The 15948-nt window shown below is 57.3% G+C and carries 18 protein-coding genes and 1 other RNA gene; 13 read left to right on the forward strand and 6 right to left on the reverse strand.

Annotated features, from left to right (window positions below):
• From ACI2JR_RS15295 to amtB, 4 genes are all read left to right on the forward strand, one after another.
• On the forward strand, positions 1 to 1773 hold the full coding sequence (locus ACI2JR_RS15295; protein ID WP_132728455.1) for a SmdA family multidrug ABC transporter permease/ATP-binding protein: 1773 nt from the start codon (positions 1 to 3) through the stop codon (positions 1771 to 1773).
• Positions 1766 to 3544 carry a SmdB family multidrug efflux ABC transporter permease/ATP-binding protein gene (locus tag ACI2JR_RS15300; RefSeq protein WP_462478904.1) on the forward strand — a complete coding sequence of 593 codons (1779 nt, stop codon included), beginning with the start codon at positions 1766 to 1768 and terminating at the stop codon, positions 3542 to 3544. Before ACI2JR_RS15295 ends, ACI2JR_RS15300 begins: the two co-directional genes overlap by 8 nt.
• Before the next feature lie 242 nt (positions 3545 to 3786).
• Positions 3787 to 4125 carry a P-II family nitrogen regulator gene (gene glnK / locus ACI2JR_RS15305; RefSeq protein ID WP_004858743.1) on the forward strand — a complete coding sequence of 113 codons (339 nt, stop codon included), beginning with the start codon at positions 3787 to 3789 and terminating at the stop codon, positions 4123 to 4125.
• A 33-nt stretch (positions 4126 to 4158) separates the two neighbouring features.
• On the forward strand, positions 4159 to 5445 hold the full coding sequence (amtB, locus tag ACI2JR_RS15310) for an ammonium transporter AmtB (protein WP_165905684.1): 1287 nt from the start codon (positions 4159 to 4161) through the stop codon (positions 5443 to 5445).
• A gap of 69 nt (positions 5446 to 5514) precedes the next feature.
• Here the strand turns inward: amtB and tesB are convergent, their stop codons facing one another.
• Positions 5515 to 6378 (reverse strand): acyl-CoA thioesterase II, encoded by an 864-nt coding sequence (gene tesB / locus ACI2JR_RS15315; protein ID WP_132728458.1) that lies wholly within the window; start codon positions 6376 to 6378, stop codon positions 5515 to 5517.
• A 219-nt stretch (positions 6379 to 6597) separates the two neighbouring features.
• Between tesB and ACI2JR_RS15320 the strand changes: the two genes are divergently transcribed.
• Positions 6598 to 7113, forward strand: a complete 516-nt coding sequence (locus tag ACI2JR_RS15320) for a YbaY family lipoprotein (protein ID WP_132728460.1) — start codon at positions 6598 to 6600, stop codon at positions 7111 to 7113.
• 38 nt (positions 7114 to 7151) lie between these two features.
• On the opposite strand, the gene ACI2JR_RS15325 is transcribed toward ACI2JR_RS15320, so the two are convergent.
• Positions 7152 to 7463 (reverse strand): MGMT family protein, encoded by a 312-nt coding sequence (locus ACI2JR_RS15325; RefSeq protein WP_132728461.1) that lies wholly within the window; start codon positions 7461 to 7463, stop codon positions 7152 to 7154.
• Between the two features lie 233 nt (positions 7464 to 7696).
• Between ACI2JR_RS15325 and ffs the strand changes: the two genes are divergently transcribed.
• The 3 genes from ffs (at position 7697) to ACI2JR_RS15340 (ending at position 8689) form a co-directional block, all read left to right on the forward strand.
• Positions 7697 to 7793: signal recognition particle sRNA small type (gene ffs / locus ACI2JR_RS15330), an RNA gene on the forward strand.
• A 426-nt stretch (positions 7794 to 8219) separates the two neighbouring features.
• On the forward strand, positions 8220 to 8477 hold the full coding sequence (locus ACI2JR_RS15335) for a hypothetical protein (protein WP_132728463.1): 258 nt from the start codon (positions 8220 to 8222) through the stop codon (positions 8475 to 8477).
• The gene (locus ACI2JR_RS15340) at positions 8474 to 8689 is read left to right on the forward strand and encodes a hypothetical protein (RefSeq protein WP_132728464.1); all 216 of its coding nucleotides are present in this window, start codon (positions 8474 to 8476) and stop codon (positions 8687 to 8689) included. The genes ACI2JR_RS15335 and ACI2JR_RS15340 overlap by 4 nt, the downstream gene beginning before the upstream one ends.
• A 132-nt stretch (positions 8690 to 8821) precedes the next feature.
• On the opposite strand, the gene ACI2JR_RS15345 is transcribed toward ACI2JR_RS15340, so the two are convergent.
• Complete coding sequence (locus tag ACI2JR_RS15345) at positions 8822 to 10249, reverse strand: PLP-dependent aminotransferase family protein (RefSeq protein WP_462478905.1); 1428 nt, start codon at positions 10247 to 10249, stop codon at positions 8822 to 8824.
• Between the two features lie 87 nt (positions 10250 to 10336).
• Here ACI2JR_RS15345 and ACI2JR_RS15350 point away from each other — a divergent pair, with 87 nt between their 5' ends.
• Together ACI2JR_RS15350 and ACI2JR_RS15355 are read left to right on the forward strand one after the other, a co-directional pair.
• Positions 10337 to 10951 (forward strand): membrane protein YczE, encoded by a 615-nt coding sequence (locus ACI2JR_RS15350; RefSeq protein ID WP_132728468.1) that lies wholly within the window; start codon positions 10337 to 10339, stop codon positions 10949 to 10951.
• A 92-nt stretch (positions 10952 to 11043) separates the two neighbouring features.
• Positions 11044 to 11397 carry a DUF1428 domain-containing protein gene (locus ACI2JR_RS15355; RefSeq protein WP_462478906.1) on the forward strand — a complete coding sequence of 118 codons (354 nt, stop codon included), beginning with the start codon at positions 11044 to 11046 and terminating at the stop codon, positions 11395 to 11397.
• 75 nt (positions 11398 to 11472) lie between these two features.
• Here ACI2JR_RS15355 and ACI2JR_RS15360 read toward each other — a convergent pair whose 3' ends face one another.
• Entirely contained in the window at positions 11473 to 12018 is a 546-nt protein-coding gene (locus ACI2JR_RS15360; protein WP_132728471.1) for a flavin reductase family protein, read from the reverse strand.
• An 822-nt stretch (positions 12019 to 12840) separates the two neighbouring features.
• Between ACI2JR_RS15360 and ACI2JR_RS15365 the strand changes: the two genes are divergently transcribed.
• Together ACI2JR_RS15365 and ykgO are read left to right on the forward strand one after the other, a co-directional pair.
• On the forward strand, positions 12841 to 13101 hold the full coding sequence (locus ACI2JR_RS15365; protein WP_462478907.1) for a type B 50S ribosomal protein L31: 261 nt from the start codon (positions 12841 to 12843) through the stop codon (positions 13099 to 13101).
• Positions 13102 to 13103: 2 nt separating this feature from the next.
• Positions 13104 to 13244 (forward strand): type B 50S ribosomal protein L36, encoded by a 141-nt coding sequence (gene ykgO, locus ACI2JR_RS15370; RefSeq protein ID WP_003859006.1) that lies wholly within the window; start codon positions 13104 to 13106, stop codon positions 13242 to 13244.
• Here ykgO and ACI2JR_RS15375 read toward each other — a convergent pair.
• Positions 13241 to 13951: a GNAT family N-acetyltransferase gene (locus ACI2JR_RS15375; RefSeq protein ID WP_462478908.1), complete on the reverse strand. Its 711-nt coding sequence runs from the start codon at positions 13949 to 13951 to the stop codon at positions 13241 to 13243. The genes ykgO and ACI2JR_RS15375 overlap by 4 nt on opposite strands.
• 100 nt (positions 13952 to 14051) lie before the next feature.
• Here ACI2JR_RS15375 and ACI2JR_RS15380 point away from each other — a divergent pair, with 100 nt between their 5' ends.
• Positions 14052 to 15503 carry a PLP-dependent aminotransferase family protein gene (locus ACI2JR_RS15380; protein ID WP_462478909.1) on the forward strand — a complete coding sequence of 484 codons (1452 nt, stop codon included), beginning with the start codon at positions 14052 to 14054 and terminating at the stop codon, positions 15501 to 15503.
• On the opposite strand, the gene ACI2JR_RS15385 is transcribed toward ACI2JR_RS15380, so the two are convergent.
• Positions 15478 to 15948: a YlaC family protein gene (locus ACI2JR_RS15385; protein WP_132728477.1), complete on the reverse strand. Its 471-nt coding sequence runs from the start codon at positions 15946 to 15948 to the stop codon at positions 15478 to 15480. The genes ACI2JR_RS15380 and ACI2JR_RS15385 overlap by 26 nt on opposite strands.

Raw genomic sequence — 15948 nt, forward strand, 5'->3', positions numbered from 1 at the left:
TTGCGATTATTTGCTCAACTTAGCTGGTACTTCCGCCGGGAGTGGCGCCGTTATCTCGGCGCCGTCGCCCTGCTGGCCATTATCGCCGTCTTACAGCTGGTCCCGCCTAAAGTGGTGGGGATCGTGGTCGACGGCGTCACCAGACAACATTACACCGCAGAGAAGGTGTGGATGTGGATCGGGCTGCTGGTTCTGATCGCGGTGATGGTCTATCTGCTGCGCTATGTCTGGCGCGTGCTGCTTTTTGGCGCCTCTTATCAGCTGGCCGTGGAGCTGCGGGAGGACTTTTATCGTCAGCTCAGCCGCCAGCATCCGGCCTTTTACCTGCGCCACCGGACCGGCGATCTGATCGCCCGCGCGACCAATGACGTGGACCGGGTGGTCTTTGCGGCGGGTGAAGGCGTCCTGACGCTGGTGGATTCGCTGGTGATGGGCTGTGCGGTATTGATTGTCATGTCGACGCAAATCAGCTGGCAGCTCACGCTGCTGGCGCTGCTGCCGATGCCGGTGATGGCCCTGGTGATTAAGCGTAATGGCGATGCGCTGCATGAGCGTTTTCGCGTTGCGCAGGCGGCCTTTTCCAGCCTCAATGACCGGACGCAGGAAAGCCTGACCAGTATCCGCATGATTAAGGCCTTTGGCCTCGAAGACCGGCAGTCGGCGCAGTTTTCTGCCGATGCGGCGGATACCGGCAGAAAAAATATGCGCGTGGCGCGTATCGATGCGCGCTTCGATCCGACGATCTATATCGCGATTGGTACCGCCAATCTGCTGGCGATCGGCGGAGGGAGCTGGATGGTGCTGCAGGGCAACATGACCCTCGGCCAGCTGACCAGTTTTGTGATGTATCTCGGTTTGATGATTTGGCCAATGCTGGCGCTGGCATGGATGTTTAACATCGTTGAGCGCGGCAGTGCGGCCTATAGCCGAATTCGGACGATGCTCGAAGAGGCGCCGACGGTGAACGATGGTAGCGAAAGCGCCCCGGAAGGGCGCGGGGCGCTTAACGTCGCGGTGCGTGAGTTTATCTACCCGCAGGCGAACAAAGCTTCGCTGGAAAAGGTGAACTTTGTGCTGCAGCCGGGGCAAATGCTGGGCATCTGCGGGCCGACCGGAGCGGGGAAAAGCACCATTCTGGCGCTGATCCAACGCCATTTCGACGTCACGCAAGGGGATATTCGTTTCCACGATATTCCGTTGACCCGCCTGCAGCTCGATAGCTGGCGTGCCAGACTGGCGGTGGTGAACCAGACGCCGTTCCTGTTCTCAGATACCGTCGCCAGCAATATCGCTCTCGGCAGGCCCGAGGCGACGCAGGAGCAAATTGAGCATGTCGCGCGGCTTGCCAGCGTGCATGAAGATATTCTGCGTCTGCCCCAGGGGTACGACACCGAGGTTGGCGAGCGCGGCGTGATGCTATCCGGCGGGCAGAAACAGCGCATATCCATTGCCCGCGCGCTGTTGCTGGAGGCGGAAATTTTGATTCTTGACGATGCGCTGTCGGCGGTTGATGGCCGGACTGAGCACCAGATATTGCATAACCTGCGCCAGTGGGGAGAGGGGCGGACGGTGATCATCAGCGCCCATCGCCTGTCGGCGTTGACCGAAGCTAATGAGATTCTGGTCATGCAGCATGGGCATATTGCCCAGCGCGGTCGCCATGATGCGCTGAGCGCTCAGCCCGGCTGGTATCGCGATATGTATCGTTATCAGCAGCTGGAAGCGGCGCTCGACGATGCGCCGCAGGAACATGAGGAGGCCGCTGATGCGTAGTTTTTCCGAACTTTGGCCCACCTTAAAACGCCTGCTGGCCTACGGTTCTCCGTGGCGTAAGCCGTTGATCATTGCGGTCGTCATGATGTGGATTGCCGCGGCGGCCGAGGTGAGCGGTCCGCTGCTGATCAGCTACTTTATCGATAATATGGTCGCCAGGAACTCGCTGCCTCTGAAGCTGGTATGCGGTCTTGCCGCAGCCTATATTGGGCTGCAGATCCTCGCGGCGACCCTGCACTACAATCAGTCGCTGCTGTTTAACCGTGCCGCCGTCGGCGTGGTCCAGCAGCTGCGCAGCGACGTAATGGATGCGGCGCTGCGTCAGCCGCTCAGCGAATTTGATACCCAGCCGGTCGGGCAGCTGATCTCCCGCGTCACCAACGACACCGAAGTGATTCGCGATCTGTATGTCACGGTGGTTGCGACGGTGCTGCGCAGCGCCGCGCTGATTGGCGCGATGCTGGTGGCGATGTTCAGCCTCGACTGGCGAATGGCGCTGGTGGCGCTGGCTATCTTCCCGGCGGTGTTGATCGTGATGATGATTTATCAGCGCTACAGCACGCCCATCGTACGCCGGGTTCGCGCCTGGCTTGCGGATATTAACGATGGCTTTAATGAAGTCATTAACGGCATGGGCGTTATCCAGCAGTTCCGCCAGCAGGCGCGGTTCGGCGAACGGATGCGTGAAGCCAGCTATGCTCACTATCTGGCGCGGATGCAAACCCTGCGCCTCGACGGTTTCCTGCTTCGCCCGCTGCTGAGTCTGTTCTCATCGCTGGTGCTCTGCGGGCTGCTGATGCTGTTTGGCTTTAGCTCGGCAGGTTCTATCGAAGTCGGGGTACTGTATGCCTTTATCAGCTATCTGGGGCGCCTGAATGAGCCGCTGATTGAGCTGACGACCCAACAGTCGATGCTGCAGCAGGCGGTGGTGGCCGGCGAGCGCGTCTTCGAGCTAATGGATCGCCCACGCCAGGCGTGGGGAGAGGATAATGCGCCGCTGCGCAGCGGCGCGGTGTCGGTAGAGAATCTCTCGTTTGCTTATCGCGGCGATCGCCTGGTGCTGCAGGATATTAATCTCGACATTCCGTCCCGCGGGTTCGTGGCGCTGGTGGGGCACACCGGCAGCGGCAAAAGCACGCTCGCCAGCCTGATGATGGGCTATTACCCGCTGAGCAGGGGAGAAATTCGGATTGATGGCCGTCCGCTCTCCTCATTAAGCCACAGCGCATTGCGCCAGGGCGTGGCGATGGTGCAACAGGATCCGGTGGTGCTGGCGGATACGTTTTATGCCAACGTCACCCTTGGCCGCGACATTAGCGAGGCGCAGGTCTGGGAAGCGCTGGAGTCCGTGCAGCTGGCCGAGCTGGCGCGTGGGATGAGCGAGGGGATCTACACCCAGCTGGGCGAGCAGGGGAATACGCTCTCCGTCGGGCAGAAGCAGCTTCTGGCGCTGGCTCGCGTGCTGGTTGAGACCCCGCAGATACTGATCCTCGATGAGGCGACGGCGAATATCGACTCCGGCACCGAGCAGGCGATTCAGCAAGCGCTGGCGAAAGTTCGCCAGCGCACCACCTTAGTGGTTATCGCGCACCGTCTGTCGACGATCGTTGAGGCGGATACCATTCTGGTGCTGCACCGCGGGCAGGCCGTTGAGCGTGGAAACCATCAGCAGCTGCTGGCGGCAAAAGGACGCTACTGGCAAATGTATCAACTGCAGCTGGTGGGTGAGGAACTGGCGGCCAGCGCGCAGGAAGAGTCGCTTATCGCCTGATGCACCATAAGCAGGCAGTCGCTGCGGTGCGATTTAGCGTGGTGCAAAAATGCAACCCGCAATGCACTATGATGGTGCGTTTTTGGCCGTGGCTGCCCGTTTTGCGTCATCTTCTGTCTCCGTTCGCCTGTTTTCTTGCTTAAAAGGGCCGCTTAGCGGCCCTTTTTCATTTCTGGCATAGCCCTTGCTTTATTCCCTGTGTGTTAGCTGCTGCCATTACGAATTTCGAGCGGAGGGGACTTATGAAGCTGGTTACCGTGGTAATCAAACCATTCAAACTGGAAGATGTGCGTGAAGCGTTATCTTCTATCGGCATTCAGGGCCTGACGGTCACTGAGGTTAAAGGGTTCGGCCGCCAGAAAGGCCATGCCGAGCTATACCGTGGTGCCGAGTACAGCGTCAATTTTCTACCAAAGGTGAAGATTGATGTCGCGATTGCCGACGATCAGCTTGATGAGGTCGTTGATGTGATTAGTAAGGCGGCCTACACCGGAAAAATTGGCGATGGCAAAATTTTTGTCGCCGAGTTGCAACGCGTTATTCGCATCCGCACCGGCGAAGCCGACGAAGCGGCACTGTAACGTCCAGACCACACAGTGATGGGGATCGAGAAAATGAAGATAGCAACAATGAAAACAGGTCTGGGTGCGCTGGCGCTGCTTCCGGGGCTGGCGATGGCCGCGCCGGCAGTGGCAGATAAAGCCGACAACGCCTTTATGATGATTTGCACCGCGCTGGTGCTGTTTATGACCATTCCGGGCATCGCGCTGTTTTACGGCGGCCTGATTCGCGGTAAAAACGTGCTCTCCATGCTGACCCAGGTGATTGTCACCTTCGCGCTGGTGTGCATCCTGTGGGTCGTTTACGGCTACACCCTGGCGTTCGGTACCGGTGGCAGCTTCTTCGGTGACTTCAACTGGGTATTGCTGAAAAATATTGAGCTAACAGCGCTGATGGGCTCCTTCTATCAGTACATCCATGTCGCTTTCCAGGGCTCGTTTGCCTGTATCACCGTGGCGCTGATCGTTGGCGCGCTGGCGGAGCGCATCCGCTTCTCCGCGGTGCTGATTTTTGTGGTGGTGTGGATGACGCTCTCCTATGTGCCGATTGCGCATATGGTGTGGGGCGGCGGTCTGCTGGCGACGCATGGCGCGCTGGATTTTGCCGGCGGCACCGTGGTGCATATCAACGCCGCCGTTGCCGGGCTGGTGGGAGCCTATATGATGGGCAAACGCGTCGGCTTTGGCAAAGAAGCGTTCAAACCGCATAACCTGCCGATGGTCTTCACCGGTACCGCGATTCTGTATGTTGGCTGGTTTGGCTTTAACGCCGGTTCAGCGAGCGCGGCGAACGAAATTTCTGCCCTGGCCTTCGTTAACACCGTCGTGGCGACAGCCGCCGCGATTCTGGCCTGGACCTTCGGCGAGTGGGCGACCCGCGGTAAACCGTCTCTGTTAGGCGCCTGTTCCGGGGCGATTGCCGGTCTGGTTGGCATTACGCCGGCATGTGGTTTCGTTGGGGTTGGCGGCGCGCTGATTGTGGGTCTCGCTTCTGGCCTTGCGGGTCTGTGGGGGGTAACGGTGCTGAAACGCTGGCTGCGCGTTGACGACCCGTGCGATGTTTTCGGGGTGCATGGCGTGTGCGGCATCGTCGGCTGTATTCTGACCGGTATCTTTGCCGCAACCTCACTGGGCGGCGTCGGCTATGCGGAAGGGGTGACCATGGGCCATCAGCTGCTGGTGCAGCTGGAAAGTATCGCCATCACCATCGTCTGGTCCGGCATTGTGGCCTACATCGGCTACAAAGTGGCGGATATGACCGTCGGTCTGCGCGTACCGGAAGAGCAGGAGCGCGAAGGTCTGGACGTCAACAGCCATGGCGAAAACGCCTACAACGCCTGATAAATTACGTTGTCTCCTGTAGCAGCAAAGCCTCCCATCGGGAGGCTTTGTTCGTTTCGGCGGCCTGGCTTACGCATGACGGTTGCGCATGACGCCTTCCTGCACTGTCGAGGCCACCAGGGTGCCGTCCTGAGTATAGAACTCACCGCGTACAAAGCCCCGGGCGCTGGAGGCGGAAGTACTCTCTACGCTATACAGCAGCCATTCATTGATGTTGAACGGACGATGGAACCACATGGAGTGATCGATCGTCGCCACCTGCATGCCCGGCTCAAGGAAGCCGACGCCATGTGGCTGCAGCGCGACCGGCAGGAAGTTAAAATCGGAAGCGTAGCCCAGCAGGTACTGATGGATGCGGATATCATCCGGCACCGCGCCGTTGGCGCGCAGCCAGACCTGGCGCGTCGGTTCTGCAATATGGCCTTTCAGCGGGTTGTGGAACTCAACCGGGCGAATCTCCAGCGGCTTATCGCTGAGGAACTTATCTTTCGCCTGCGGCGGCAGCAGATGCGCCAGTTTACGGGCGATATCGGTCTCGGACGGCAGTCCGTCCGGCGCGGGAGCGTCAGGCATCGATTTCTGGTGTTCGTAGCCCGGTTCCGGGGCCTGGAAAGAGGCGGTCATATAGAAAATCGGCTTACCGTTCTGAATCGCCGCCACCCGGCGAGCGCTAAAGCTGTTACCGTCGCGCAGCACTTCGACGTCATAAATAATCGGTTTTTGACTGTCTCCAGGGCGTAAAAAATAGCTGTGAAACGAGTGGATCAGACGCTCGGCAGGCACGCTTTCTTTGGCGGCGTACAGCGCCTGGCCAACGACCTGGCCGCCAAAAACCTGACGCAGTCCCAGATCTTCGCTCTGCCCGCGGAATAACCCTTCTTCAATTTTTTCCAGATTCAACAATGCCAGCAGATTGGTTAGTGCCTGACTCATATTTACCCTCAATCAGTGATGACTGCTTCGCGCAGCGCGTATTGAGGCCAAGTATAACCTGGAATCGCAAGTGGTCCGATGGGTGTAATAATCTGAATAACGGGTTGTTTGCAGGAAGAGAACTGAGATCTGTGCCACACTTATGCACGATACAAATGTTCTTACCCGCCAGTCGGTAGGACATGCTCCGGTGTATAAAGGGATGAAAAGGAGAACATAATGAAATTTGCCTATCTGTTAAGTGCTTTAGCCGTTGCAACTGCCTTGACCGCCTGCGCGAATAATCACAGCGCTACGGCGAATAATCACGCAGCCGCCCCCGATCCTTATGGCATTGCGTCACTGACTTCTTCACAACAGCAGCCTAATGTATCAGGGACTATCTCGATCCGGCAGAGAGTCGCCTTACCGCCGGATGCGGTACTGACTGTCACCTTATCGGATGCGTCGCTGGCCGATGCACCAGCGCATGTCCTGGCGCAGAAAACCGTACGTACCGAAGGCCAGCAGCCGCCGTATAACTTTGTCCTGCCGTACAACCCGGCGGATATTAAACCGAATGCCCGCATTTTGCTGAGTTCGGCCATTACGGTTAACGGTCAGATGATGTTTATCACCGATACCGTACAAACGGTAGTGAACGGTGGAGGGAATCGGGCCGACCTGCTTCTGGTGCCGGTACAGCAAACGGCTGTCCCGGTCGCCAGCGATAGCAGCCCGGCTGCCGTCCAGTAAACGCGCCGATGCCCCTGCTCAGGGGCATTTTTTTGCCCTTAATAAATCCAGCGATAGCGCTGCAGGTCAATATGGCCGCTGCCGGAAACCTGTACGCCTTCAGCCAGCAGGGCCTGACGCTGGCGCTGCAGATCCGGGCCGGTCAGGGAAATATCGCCGTGGCGGTTGACCACCCGGTGCCAGGGGAGCGTTGAACCTTCGGGCAGACGCTTAAGTACGCCGCCGACCTGGCGGGCAGCGCGCGGCGATCCCGCCAGCAGCGCAACGTCACCATAGGTGGCGACATAGCCTTCCGGAATGGAGGCCACAATCTGCCACACCCGCTGAGGAAATGTGTCGTGAGTATCCATCGTGCGTCCTGTTTAGCGCAAAGGCTCAGGATAAGCGCTGGCAGACGGAGTGTACAGGGCCGTGCGTGAGGCGTTGCTGAGCGTCTCAAAAGGCCGTGCTAAGGCCATATAGCAAACTTTATGCCCGGCTTTGCACAATAAACCAGCATCCGGTCGGGGTTAGCTTGCAATTCACCGGTACTCCCGGGATAATGCGCTTGCGCGTTGGATAACAACGCTCTCAATGGGGGCTCTGTTGGTTCTCCCGCAACGCTACTCTGTTTACCAGGTCAGATCCGGAAGGAAGCAGCCAGAGCAGACGACGTGTGTGCCGGGATGTAGCTGGCAGGGCCCCCACCCAATTCCGGGGCCCGCCGATGTTCAGGCGACGTCAAGGGCATATTCCACGCCCGCTGGCAAATTTTCCCACGCTTAGTCAATACTCATTTTAGCCTTATTGTTGATAAGGTATTATCGCGATCCGTTGGTACGGTGAGGTGCTATTGCTATCGCCTGCTATTCGCATCCCGCCTGCGCCGTACGGCAATTCCAACGACCCGCCAGGTTCTAAAAACAACTCTTTTTTATACTATAAAAACTATATGTCATAATTTTGAAATAATACTGACATATTAATGTCATCTTCATGTCACAAATAGCAGGCAAATTAGTTATGGGCATTTATTGCCGGATAGCCAGGCGTAAATAATATGTCTGGATCAATTTGTTAACTTCGTGTATTAATTATGATAAATTTATTGCACGGGAAGCATGACGATGACCACAGTAGTTCTGAACGTTAAAATCGATGCAGAGTTGAAAGAAAAGCTGCGTCATTATGCGGAAGAAAATAACGAGAATCTGGGCACTGCAACAGAGAAACTGCTGCTGCTGGCGTTTGAAATAGCAGATTCGGCAGGTGAGGCGGGGGTTTCGGAAGATGATATCGATAGTCAGCATACCGAAGAAGAAGCTTCTCCATTAACCCCTAAAGAAATCAAAGCGTTAAGAAAAATTCTGAAGAAGAAAAAATGAAACAACAACTCTCTACAGCCAGCAACTATAGCGAAGCCTGTGACCTGCTGCGTTCAGGATATGTGAAGCATGTTCGCCTCAACTGGAATATCGGTAGTGATGAGTTCTTTCGCATTGCCTCCGACTGGTGTGATACCGGAGCGAAAATAAAAAAAGATGAAAATGGCTTTATTATTTCGCTAAAAAGCTTCCCCATTCCACGCCAGCATTAATGAAATCCACCCATTTATGTCATCGAACTGACATAGAGCAATGAGATGATAAAGCGCAATTTATAAAAAACATCTCATATGCGTCATGGATGATGATTTTTGACGGGCTGAACCCAGCCCGTCGATATTTTATTATATGATTTTACGTACTCGTGTATTCTCATTCTGTTGCGCCAGGCTATGCCACACGGGCTGCAGGGTGGTGAATGCGCTGCGTAACTCCTCATCGGCAAGGGTGAAAGGTAAACGCAAATAGCGATCAAAGGCGCCCGCCAGGCCAAAGCGCGTGCCGGTACCAATATGAATCCCGCGACTTTCGGCCCTGGCAGAGAATAACGTCGCCAGCATCCCCGGTAATTCCACCCAAAAAGAGAGCCCGCCTTCCGGCGAAGTAAAACGCCAGTGAGGGAAGTACTCGGCCATCAATGCGCCGCACATATCCCGGCGTGCTGCCAGCATCTCCCTGCGCGCAGGCAACAGCGCTTGCTCATTGTCCAGCAGCCAGCGACAGGCCAGTTGTTCAAGCAGCGGCGAACCCAGGTCGAGTGAGTCGCGCGCCTGAACTAACGCAGCAATCGTACGTGAAGAGGCGCGGATCCAGCCAATACGTAACCCACCCCAAAAACTTTTTCCGGCGGAACCGATGGTAATAACCGGCGCATCGGCGTTAAAGGCGGCCAGAGGCGGCGGCGGCGGGGCGTTGTACCACAAATCCACCATCGTCTCATCGACCACCAGCGTGGTCCGCGTTTGTGCGGCGATGTCGGCCACCCGCTGACGCGTGACGCTGTCCATGCAGCGGCCGGTCGGGTTGTGAAAGTCGGGCATCAGCCAGGCCAGTCGCGGCGCCGTTTGCGCAATGGTCGCCGCCAGTCCGTCGCAGTCCCAGCCCTGCTGCGGGAGGGCAACGCTGACCGGCCGGCAGGAGGCGCCCTGGATCGCGCTGATAGCCATCGGGTAAGTTGGCGCATCGACCACCACCCGATCCCCTGGCCCGGTAAGCAGGCGTAGCACCAGCGCAAAACCGCTCAGCGCGCCGTTCACCACCATCACTTCATCGCAGCGGGTGGGGAGGCCTCGCTCGCAGTAGCGGCGGGCGATCGCCTCGCGTAACACCTGCAATCCGAGCTGATCGTACCCGGTATGGGACAGATGCTGCGGCATCACCGTCAGCGCCTGGTGATAGGCCTGATGGATTTCCGGCCCCGCGCTCAGCGCGGCGGTGGCCAGATTCACCGATGACGAGCCGAGCGCCGCGTCGGAGATGGCTCCCGGCCGCTCCGGTAGCGCCACGCGCGAACCGCTACCCTGACGGCTGTAAAGATAGCCCTCTTCGCGTAGCTGACCCAGCGCGCTGGCGATGGTGGTGCGGCTCACATTCAGCGCCATTGCCAGCTCCCTTTCCCCAGGCAGCCGCGTTTCCAGCGTCAGGCGACCATCGAGGATCAGCAGGCGCAACGCTTCTGCCAGCTGGCGCCAGAGCGGCGTTCGGGTAGAAGACTCCTGCCAGTGGCCCAGCAGACGCACCAGCGATTGAGTACCAAAGCGACGAGATACCATAGCGATCCACTTTTCCAAAACTGGCCATTAATTATCAATCCATTTTTGCTGATGATGACAAGGTCCGCAATCATCCAGAGGTAAAAAATGTTACGTCGATTAGCGCAGCTCTATATCGGTCTTGTCCTGTACGGCGTGTCGACCGCGCTATTTGTTCATGCCAACCTCGGTGCCGATCCGTGGGATGTTTTTCATCTTGGCGTCGGTAAACAGCTGGGCCTGGATTTTGGCACGGTGATGATTCTGACCGGCGCTGCGGTACTGCTGCTGTGGATCCCGCTGCGTCAGATGCCGGGACTGGGGACCGTCAGCAATGTGGTTGTGCTGGGCCTGGCGGCCAATGCGACCCTGGCCGTTTTGCCGCCGCTGGAGTCGCTGGCGGTGCGGAGCCTGATGTTGGTCGGGGCCATTGTGCTGAATGCGCTGGCCACCGGCATGTATATTGGCGCCGGTTTTGGCCCCGGACCGCGTGACGGGCTGATGACCGGTCTACATGCGCGAACCGGCTGGTCGCTGCGGGGGATCCGTACCGCGATCGAAGTGTCGGTGCTGGTGATTGGCTGGCTGATGGGGGGCACATTTGGCGTGGGCACGGTGCTGTATGCCTTAACCATCGGGCCGTTGATTCAGCTGTGTTTACCGTGGTTCCGTCAACCGGCTACCGGTAAAGCGCGAGCCCGCCCCGGTGAAGTGGTCTCCTGATTATCCGCGGTCATCGGAGATGAGGACTAAACTGATCTTTGCAGATGCGGCCGGGTTCTCCGGTCGCGCTGTTCACTTCGGAGATCGTGCTCATGAAGTACGTTGATGGTTTTGTCGTTGCCGTCCCCGCGAAAAATAAGGAGGCCTATCGCGAACTGGCAGCAAAGGCCGCACCGCTGTTTAAAGAGTTTGGTGCGCTACGCGTGGTGGAGTGCTGGGCCGATGACGTCCCGACCGGTCAGCTCACCGATTTTCGTCTGGCGGTGAAGGCGGCAGAGGACGAAGAGGTCGTCTTCAGCTGGATTGAGTATCCGTCAAAAGAGGTTCGGGATGCCGCCAATGCCGCTATGATGGCCGACCCGCGGATGAAGGCGTTAGGCGACAGCATGCCGTTTGACGGCAAACGGATGATTTTTGGTGGTTTCTCACCGTTATTAGATGAATAATTCATCCTCGCCGTCCTCATTGACTCTGGGGACGGCGCTTGCACGGCTCCCGTTCGGCGATGATAGCGGCCGTCGTCAGGAAACCTTAGTAAACAGGTGACTATAATCCCGGACGTCGCCATCGGTACGGAACAGACCGCCGCCGGCATAGTGCAGGGTTTGCGGCCATTGGGGTTCTGGTTTCACTCTTGCCGCAACCACTTCAAAAATAAAGAAGTTATAGTTATCTACCAGCACGTCGTCGAAAAGCCGGCACTCGAAACTGGCGTGGCATTCCGCAATCGACGGCGCGGCGACCTGTTCGCTTTGTTCTGCCGTGAGCTGGAAGGCGGCGAATTTATCCAGCCTGTCGCCATCGCAATTGCCAATTCTGGCGACCGTTTCTGCCATCGCCGCATCCGGCAGGTTAATCACGCACTCACCGCTGCGGCGAATCATCCCGAAGCTGATATTGCCGGCGGAAATCATGCACCCCACCAGCGAGGGGGAAAATTCCAGCACCGTATACCAGCCGAGGGTCATGATATTGTTGTGCTCCTGCCAGCGGCTGCTGATTAAGACCACGGCACCGGGCTCCAGCCAGTGACGTACATCATGTAAAGGCCAGGGTTGTTTCTGCATCAGAGACTCCTCCCGTCATGGATTTACCTTAAGCGTAGTCCAATCTGTTTTGAGGTTATTTTTCGCCCACAGAATAAATTTCTCTTTTGGCAGCGCCGGGCTGTACAGCTATCTCTGAGCATAAAGCAGGCCACAGTTGCCTGTATCTTCGGTTACGTGGGTAATCAGTTCGTTCTGTCCGGCATGGGGAATAAAAATAGCCGGCGTACGTTCGCTCGCGTGAAGCGTGGCTATCCTGCTCGCGATAAAACGGCATTTTTACCTGACGGGGAACCAGCCAGATGCTGAAGGCGATAGGCACAATAAGGGCGAGTATCAACCTCCTGACACCAGACTCGCCCGATGCCGGTCGTCATGTGTATATCGGTATGTCAGAGGGGAATATCCAATAGCGGAGCAAGGATTATTATTGGATATAAAAAAGGCCCGATAGGGCCAAATAATGGCGATATCGGGCTAATTACGGATGATCCGCGGCGTTCGAGGCGCTGAACGATACGGTTAAAACGAGGGCTGAAGCTGGAATGCTGACCGCATGCGCGATCGGCATCCATTGACAGTGTAAAACGCGATCATGACAGCCAGATGTTGCTTTTAATGCGCATCCGGCGCGCTTATGGCGCTCATCAAAGACCCTACAGAAGCGCTCGCCGAAGGCGACGTCGATTTTCTGCCCGGCGCTTGCCCATCAGTTGAACTCGTAATACCTCACGGGCGGTTCGTTCTGCCCGTCGTTTGACTCCCTTCACTTCTCATGGTTGATCTTTGCGTTTTAGCGGCGTAATCTTATTGTTATGTTATAACATATCCGTAGGGGTTATCATGAAAGCCAATATCCATCCGTATTATCGTACCGTTGTGTTCCATGACACCAGCGCGAATGAATATTTTAAAGTCGGGTCGACGATTAAGACCGAACGTGTGATTGAGCTGGAAGGGGTGACCTATCCGTATGTCACCATCGATGTCTCTTCCAAATCGCACCCGTACTACACCGGCAAGCAGAAAACCTTCAACAATGAAGGTAGCACTGCGCGTTTCCGCCAGCGTTTTGGCGGTTTTATTGATGCGAAAAGGAACTAAGGATGCAGGTACTCAACTCATTGCGCAGTGCGAAACAGCGCCACCCGGATTGCCAGATCGTCAAACGCAAAGGACGGCTGTACGTTATCTGTAAGAGCAACCCTCGCTTTAAAGCCGTGCAGGGGCGCAAGAAAAGACGTTAGTCCATCCGCGCGCGGAAACTCTCCAGCGTGTGATGCTGCTGGCCATCGGGGCTAAAATTCCCGGCGGCCAGCCAGCGCTGCATCGCCTTATCAATTTGCGGCCACTCGCTGTCGATTATCGAAAACCAGTCGGTATCGCGGTTGTGGCCCTTTATCACTAATGCCTGACGAAAACGCCCCTCAAACTGAAAACCCAACCGCTGCGCCGCCCGGCGTGAAGGCTCGTTCAGACTATTGCATTTCCACTCATAGCGGCGGTAGCCGAGGGTATCGAAGACATAGCGCATCAGCAGCCAGTGCGCTTCCGTCGCCATTGCCGTGCGGCTCAGCAGCGGCGAAAAATGCACGTGTCCGACTTCGACCACGCCATGTTGCGCATCAATACGCATCAGCGCCAAAGAGCCGACAGGCCGGCGGGTCTGTTCATCGATCACGGCAAAATGCATCGGGTCGGCAAGCTTTTCTACGCCGGCGATCCAGGCGCTAAATTCCTCAACGCTGCTGTCCGGCTCGCGCAGTAGCCAGGTCCAGCTGCGGGTATCCGGGGCCAGTTGATAAGCGGCAAAGAGGGCGCTGGCATGCCCGGTGGTCAGAGGTTCGAGGCGACATAAACGTCCTTGCAGAACGTGCCGTTCAGGATAAGCTCGCGGCTGCCAGTCGGGCAGGGCCTCGCCGACGGGTTGACCAAACAGGTTTTGCTGATTCATGGGTTTTCCTTGTGGGGGGATATATCCTGAGACTAAAGTTTTACTGGTTCCATAAAAAGTGCCATCAAGGTATGTTTTTATGGTGCCACGAGGAGCTGCGATGAATATCCCTGACGATGCCTTTTTCACATTACTGGAACATGCCCTGCAGAGGCGGGGAAAAGAGACCCTCCAGCGGAAGCTGTATCGCACGCTGCGAGAGGCCATGTTGCAAGGGGAGCTGGCGGCAGGCAGTCGTTTACCCGGCTCGCGGGCGATCGCGCTACGGCTAAACCTGTCGCGTAATACGATTAACGGGGCGCTGGATCAGCTGGCAATGGAGGGTTATTTGCTACGTAGCCGTCAGGGAAGCCACATAGCAACGCTGGCATCGTCGGGTGAGAGTGAGGTTTCGCCGTTCACTATCGCGCTGCCTGAGCGGCTGCTTGCGTTACCGCCCGGCACCCGCCGCGACTCGCCGACGCTGGCGTTTACCCCGGGTACGCCGGCGATCAACTACTTCCCGCTGCCCATCTGGCGACGGTTGCTCGATCGGGTGCTGCGTGAGGAGGGAAGTGCGCTGCTCGGGTACGGGGATGCGGCGGGTGAACCTGCGCTACGGCAAGCGATTGTTCGTCATCTGGCCCTGTCTCGCGGCATCCGTTGCGCTGCCCGCCAAATCGTGATTACCGAAGGCGCGCTCGAAGGGGTCAATCTCTGTACTCATCTGTTGAGCGTGGCTGGCGACACGGCATGGGTGGAAGAGCCGGGTTACGCAGGCGCAAAGAGCGTTTTCCTGAAGGCCGGGCTGCGGATAAAGGGGATGCCGGTGGACACTGAGGGAATGTGCCCGGATGTTCATGATAGCGCACCCCCGCGACTGATCTTCACCTCCCCTTCACACCAGTATCCCTGGGGCGTGGTGATGAGCGCCGGCAGGCGCCTGGCGCTGCTGGAGTATGCGCGGCAACATGACGCCTGGATCGTTGAGGATGATTACGATAGTGAATTTCGCTACAGCGGCGAGCCGGTTCCGGCGATGTCAGGAATGATAAAACATGCGCCGGTGGTCTATCTCGGAACCTTCAGTAAAACGCTGTTTCCGGCGCTGCGTATGGGTTTCGTGGTGATGCCTCCGGCGTTAGCCGAAGCGGCGCAGGGCGTGGTTGGATCGCTGCTCCGCGGTGGCCATCGCGCCGAGCAGCGTGCGCTGGCGTTGTTTATTGAAGAGGGGCATTACGCGCGTCATCTGGCGGCGATGCGGCGTTTGTATCGCAAGCGGCAGCTGCAGCTGCGGGAGGTGCTGGAGACGGATCTGACGCACTCGTGTGATATTATCGGCGGTGGCGGCGGCCTGCATCTGACGGTGGCAATCGACGGAATAGACGACTGCGCGGTGGCCGAGCGGGCCCGTCAGTTTCAGCAGGCCCCGGCGGCGTTAAGCCGTTTTTATCTCGATGCGCAACGCGCACGTAGCGGACTGGTGCTGGGGTATGGCAACACGTCCGCCTCGCATTTTACTCCGGCGATCCGCACGTTGAATCGGCTTATCGGGCAGTATCGACGCGGGTAAGGCTGAACACATCGTAAAAAGAGAGCTCACCTTTGGTCGCCACCATTTTTTGCAGCTGGCTTTTCTGTTCGCCGGCAACCCGCGGCGACTGCATGATGCGTTCAATCAGTTGTTCTGGCACATAGCGCGTATTGTACCACTCCCCGTTATAGCAGACGCGGAAATCCAGCACGTCGATGTCTTCGTAGCGATAGCGCGGGTAGACATCAAAAAAGAAGAAACCGTTTAGCAGGACAAACAGGACGACCAGCAGCCAGACTGAATCTGCCAGCGTCTCTGAACGCTGCATGACGACAAAGGTCGCGAGGAATGCGGCGTACATTGCGACGAACAGCCACGGATGATTGCGAATAAAACTGATACTAAAGCGCGGGCGGTTGTCGCGCTTCTCTTTCACATTGAGCTCATCAATCGTGTTGGTCAGCAGTCGCTGTATTTCTGTCAT

This window comes from Klebsiella sp. NPDC088457, from assembly GCF_044900465.1.
In the GTDB taxonomy this organism is placed as follows: Bacteria; Pseudomonadota; Gammaproteobacteria; order Enterobacterales; family Enterobacteriaceae; genus Klebsiella.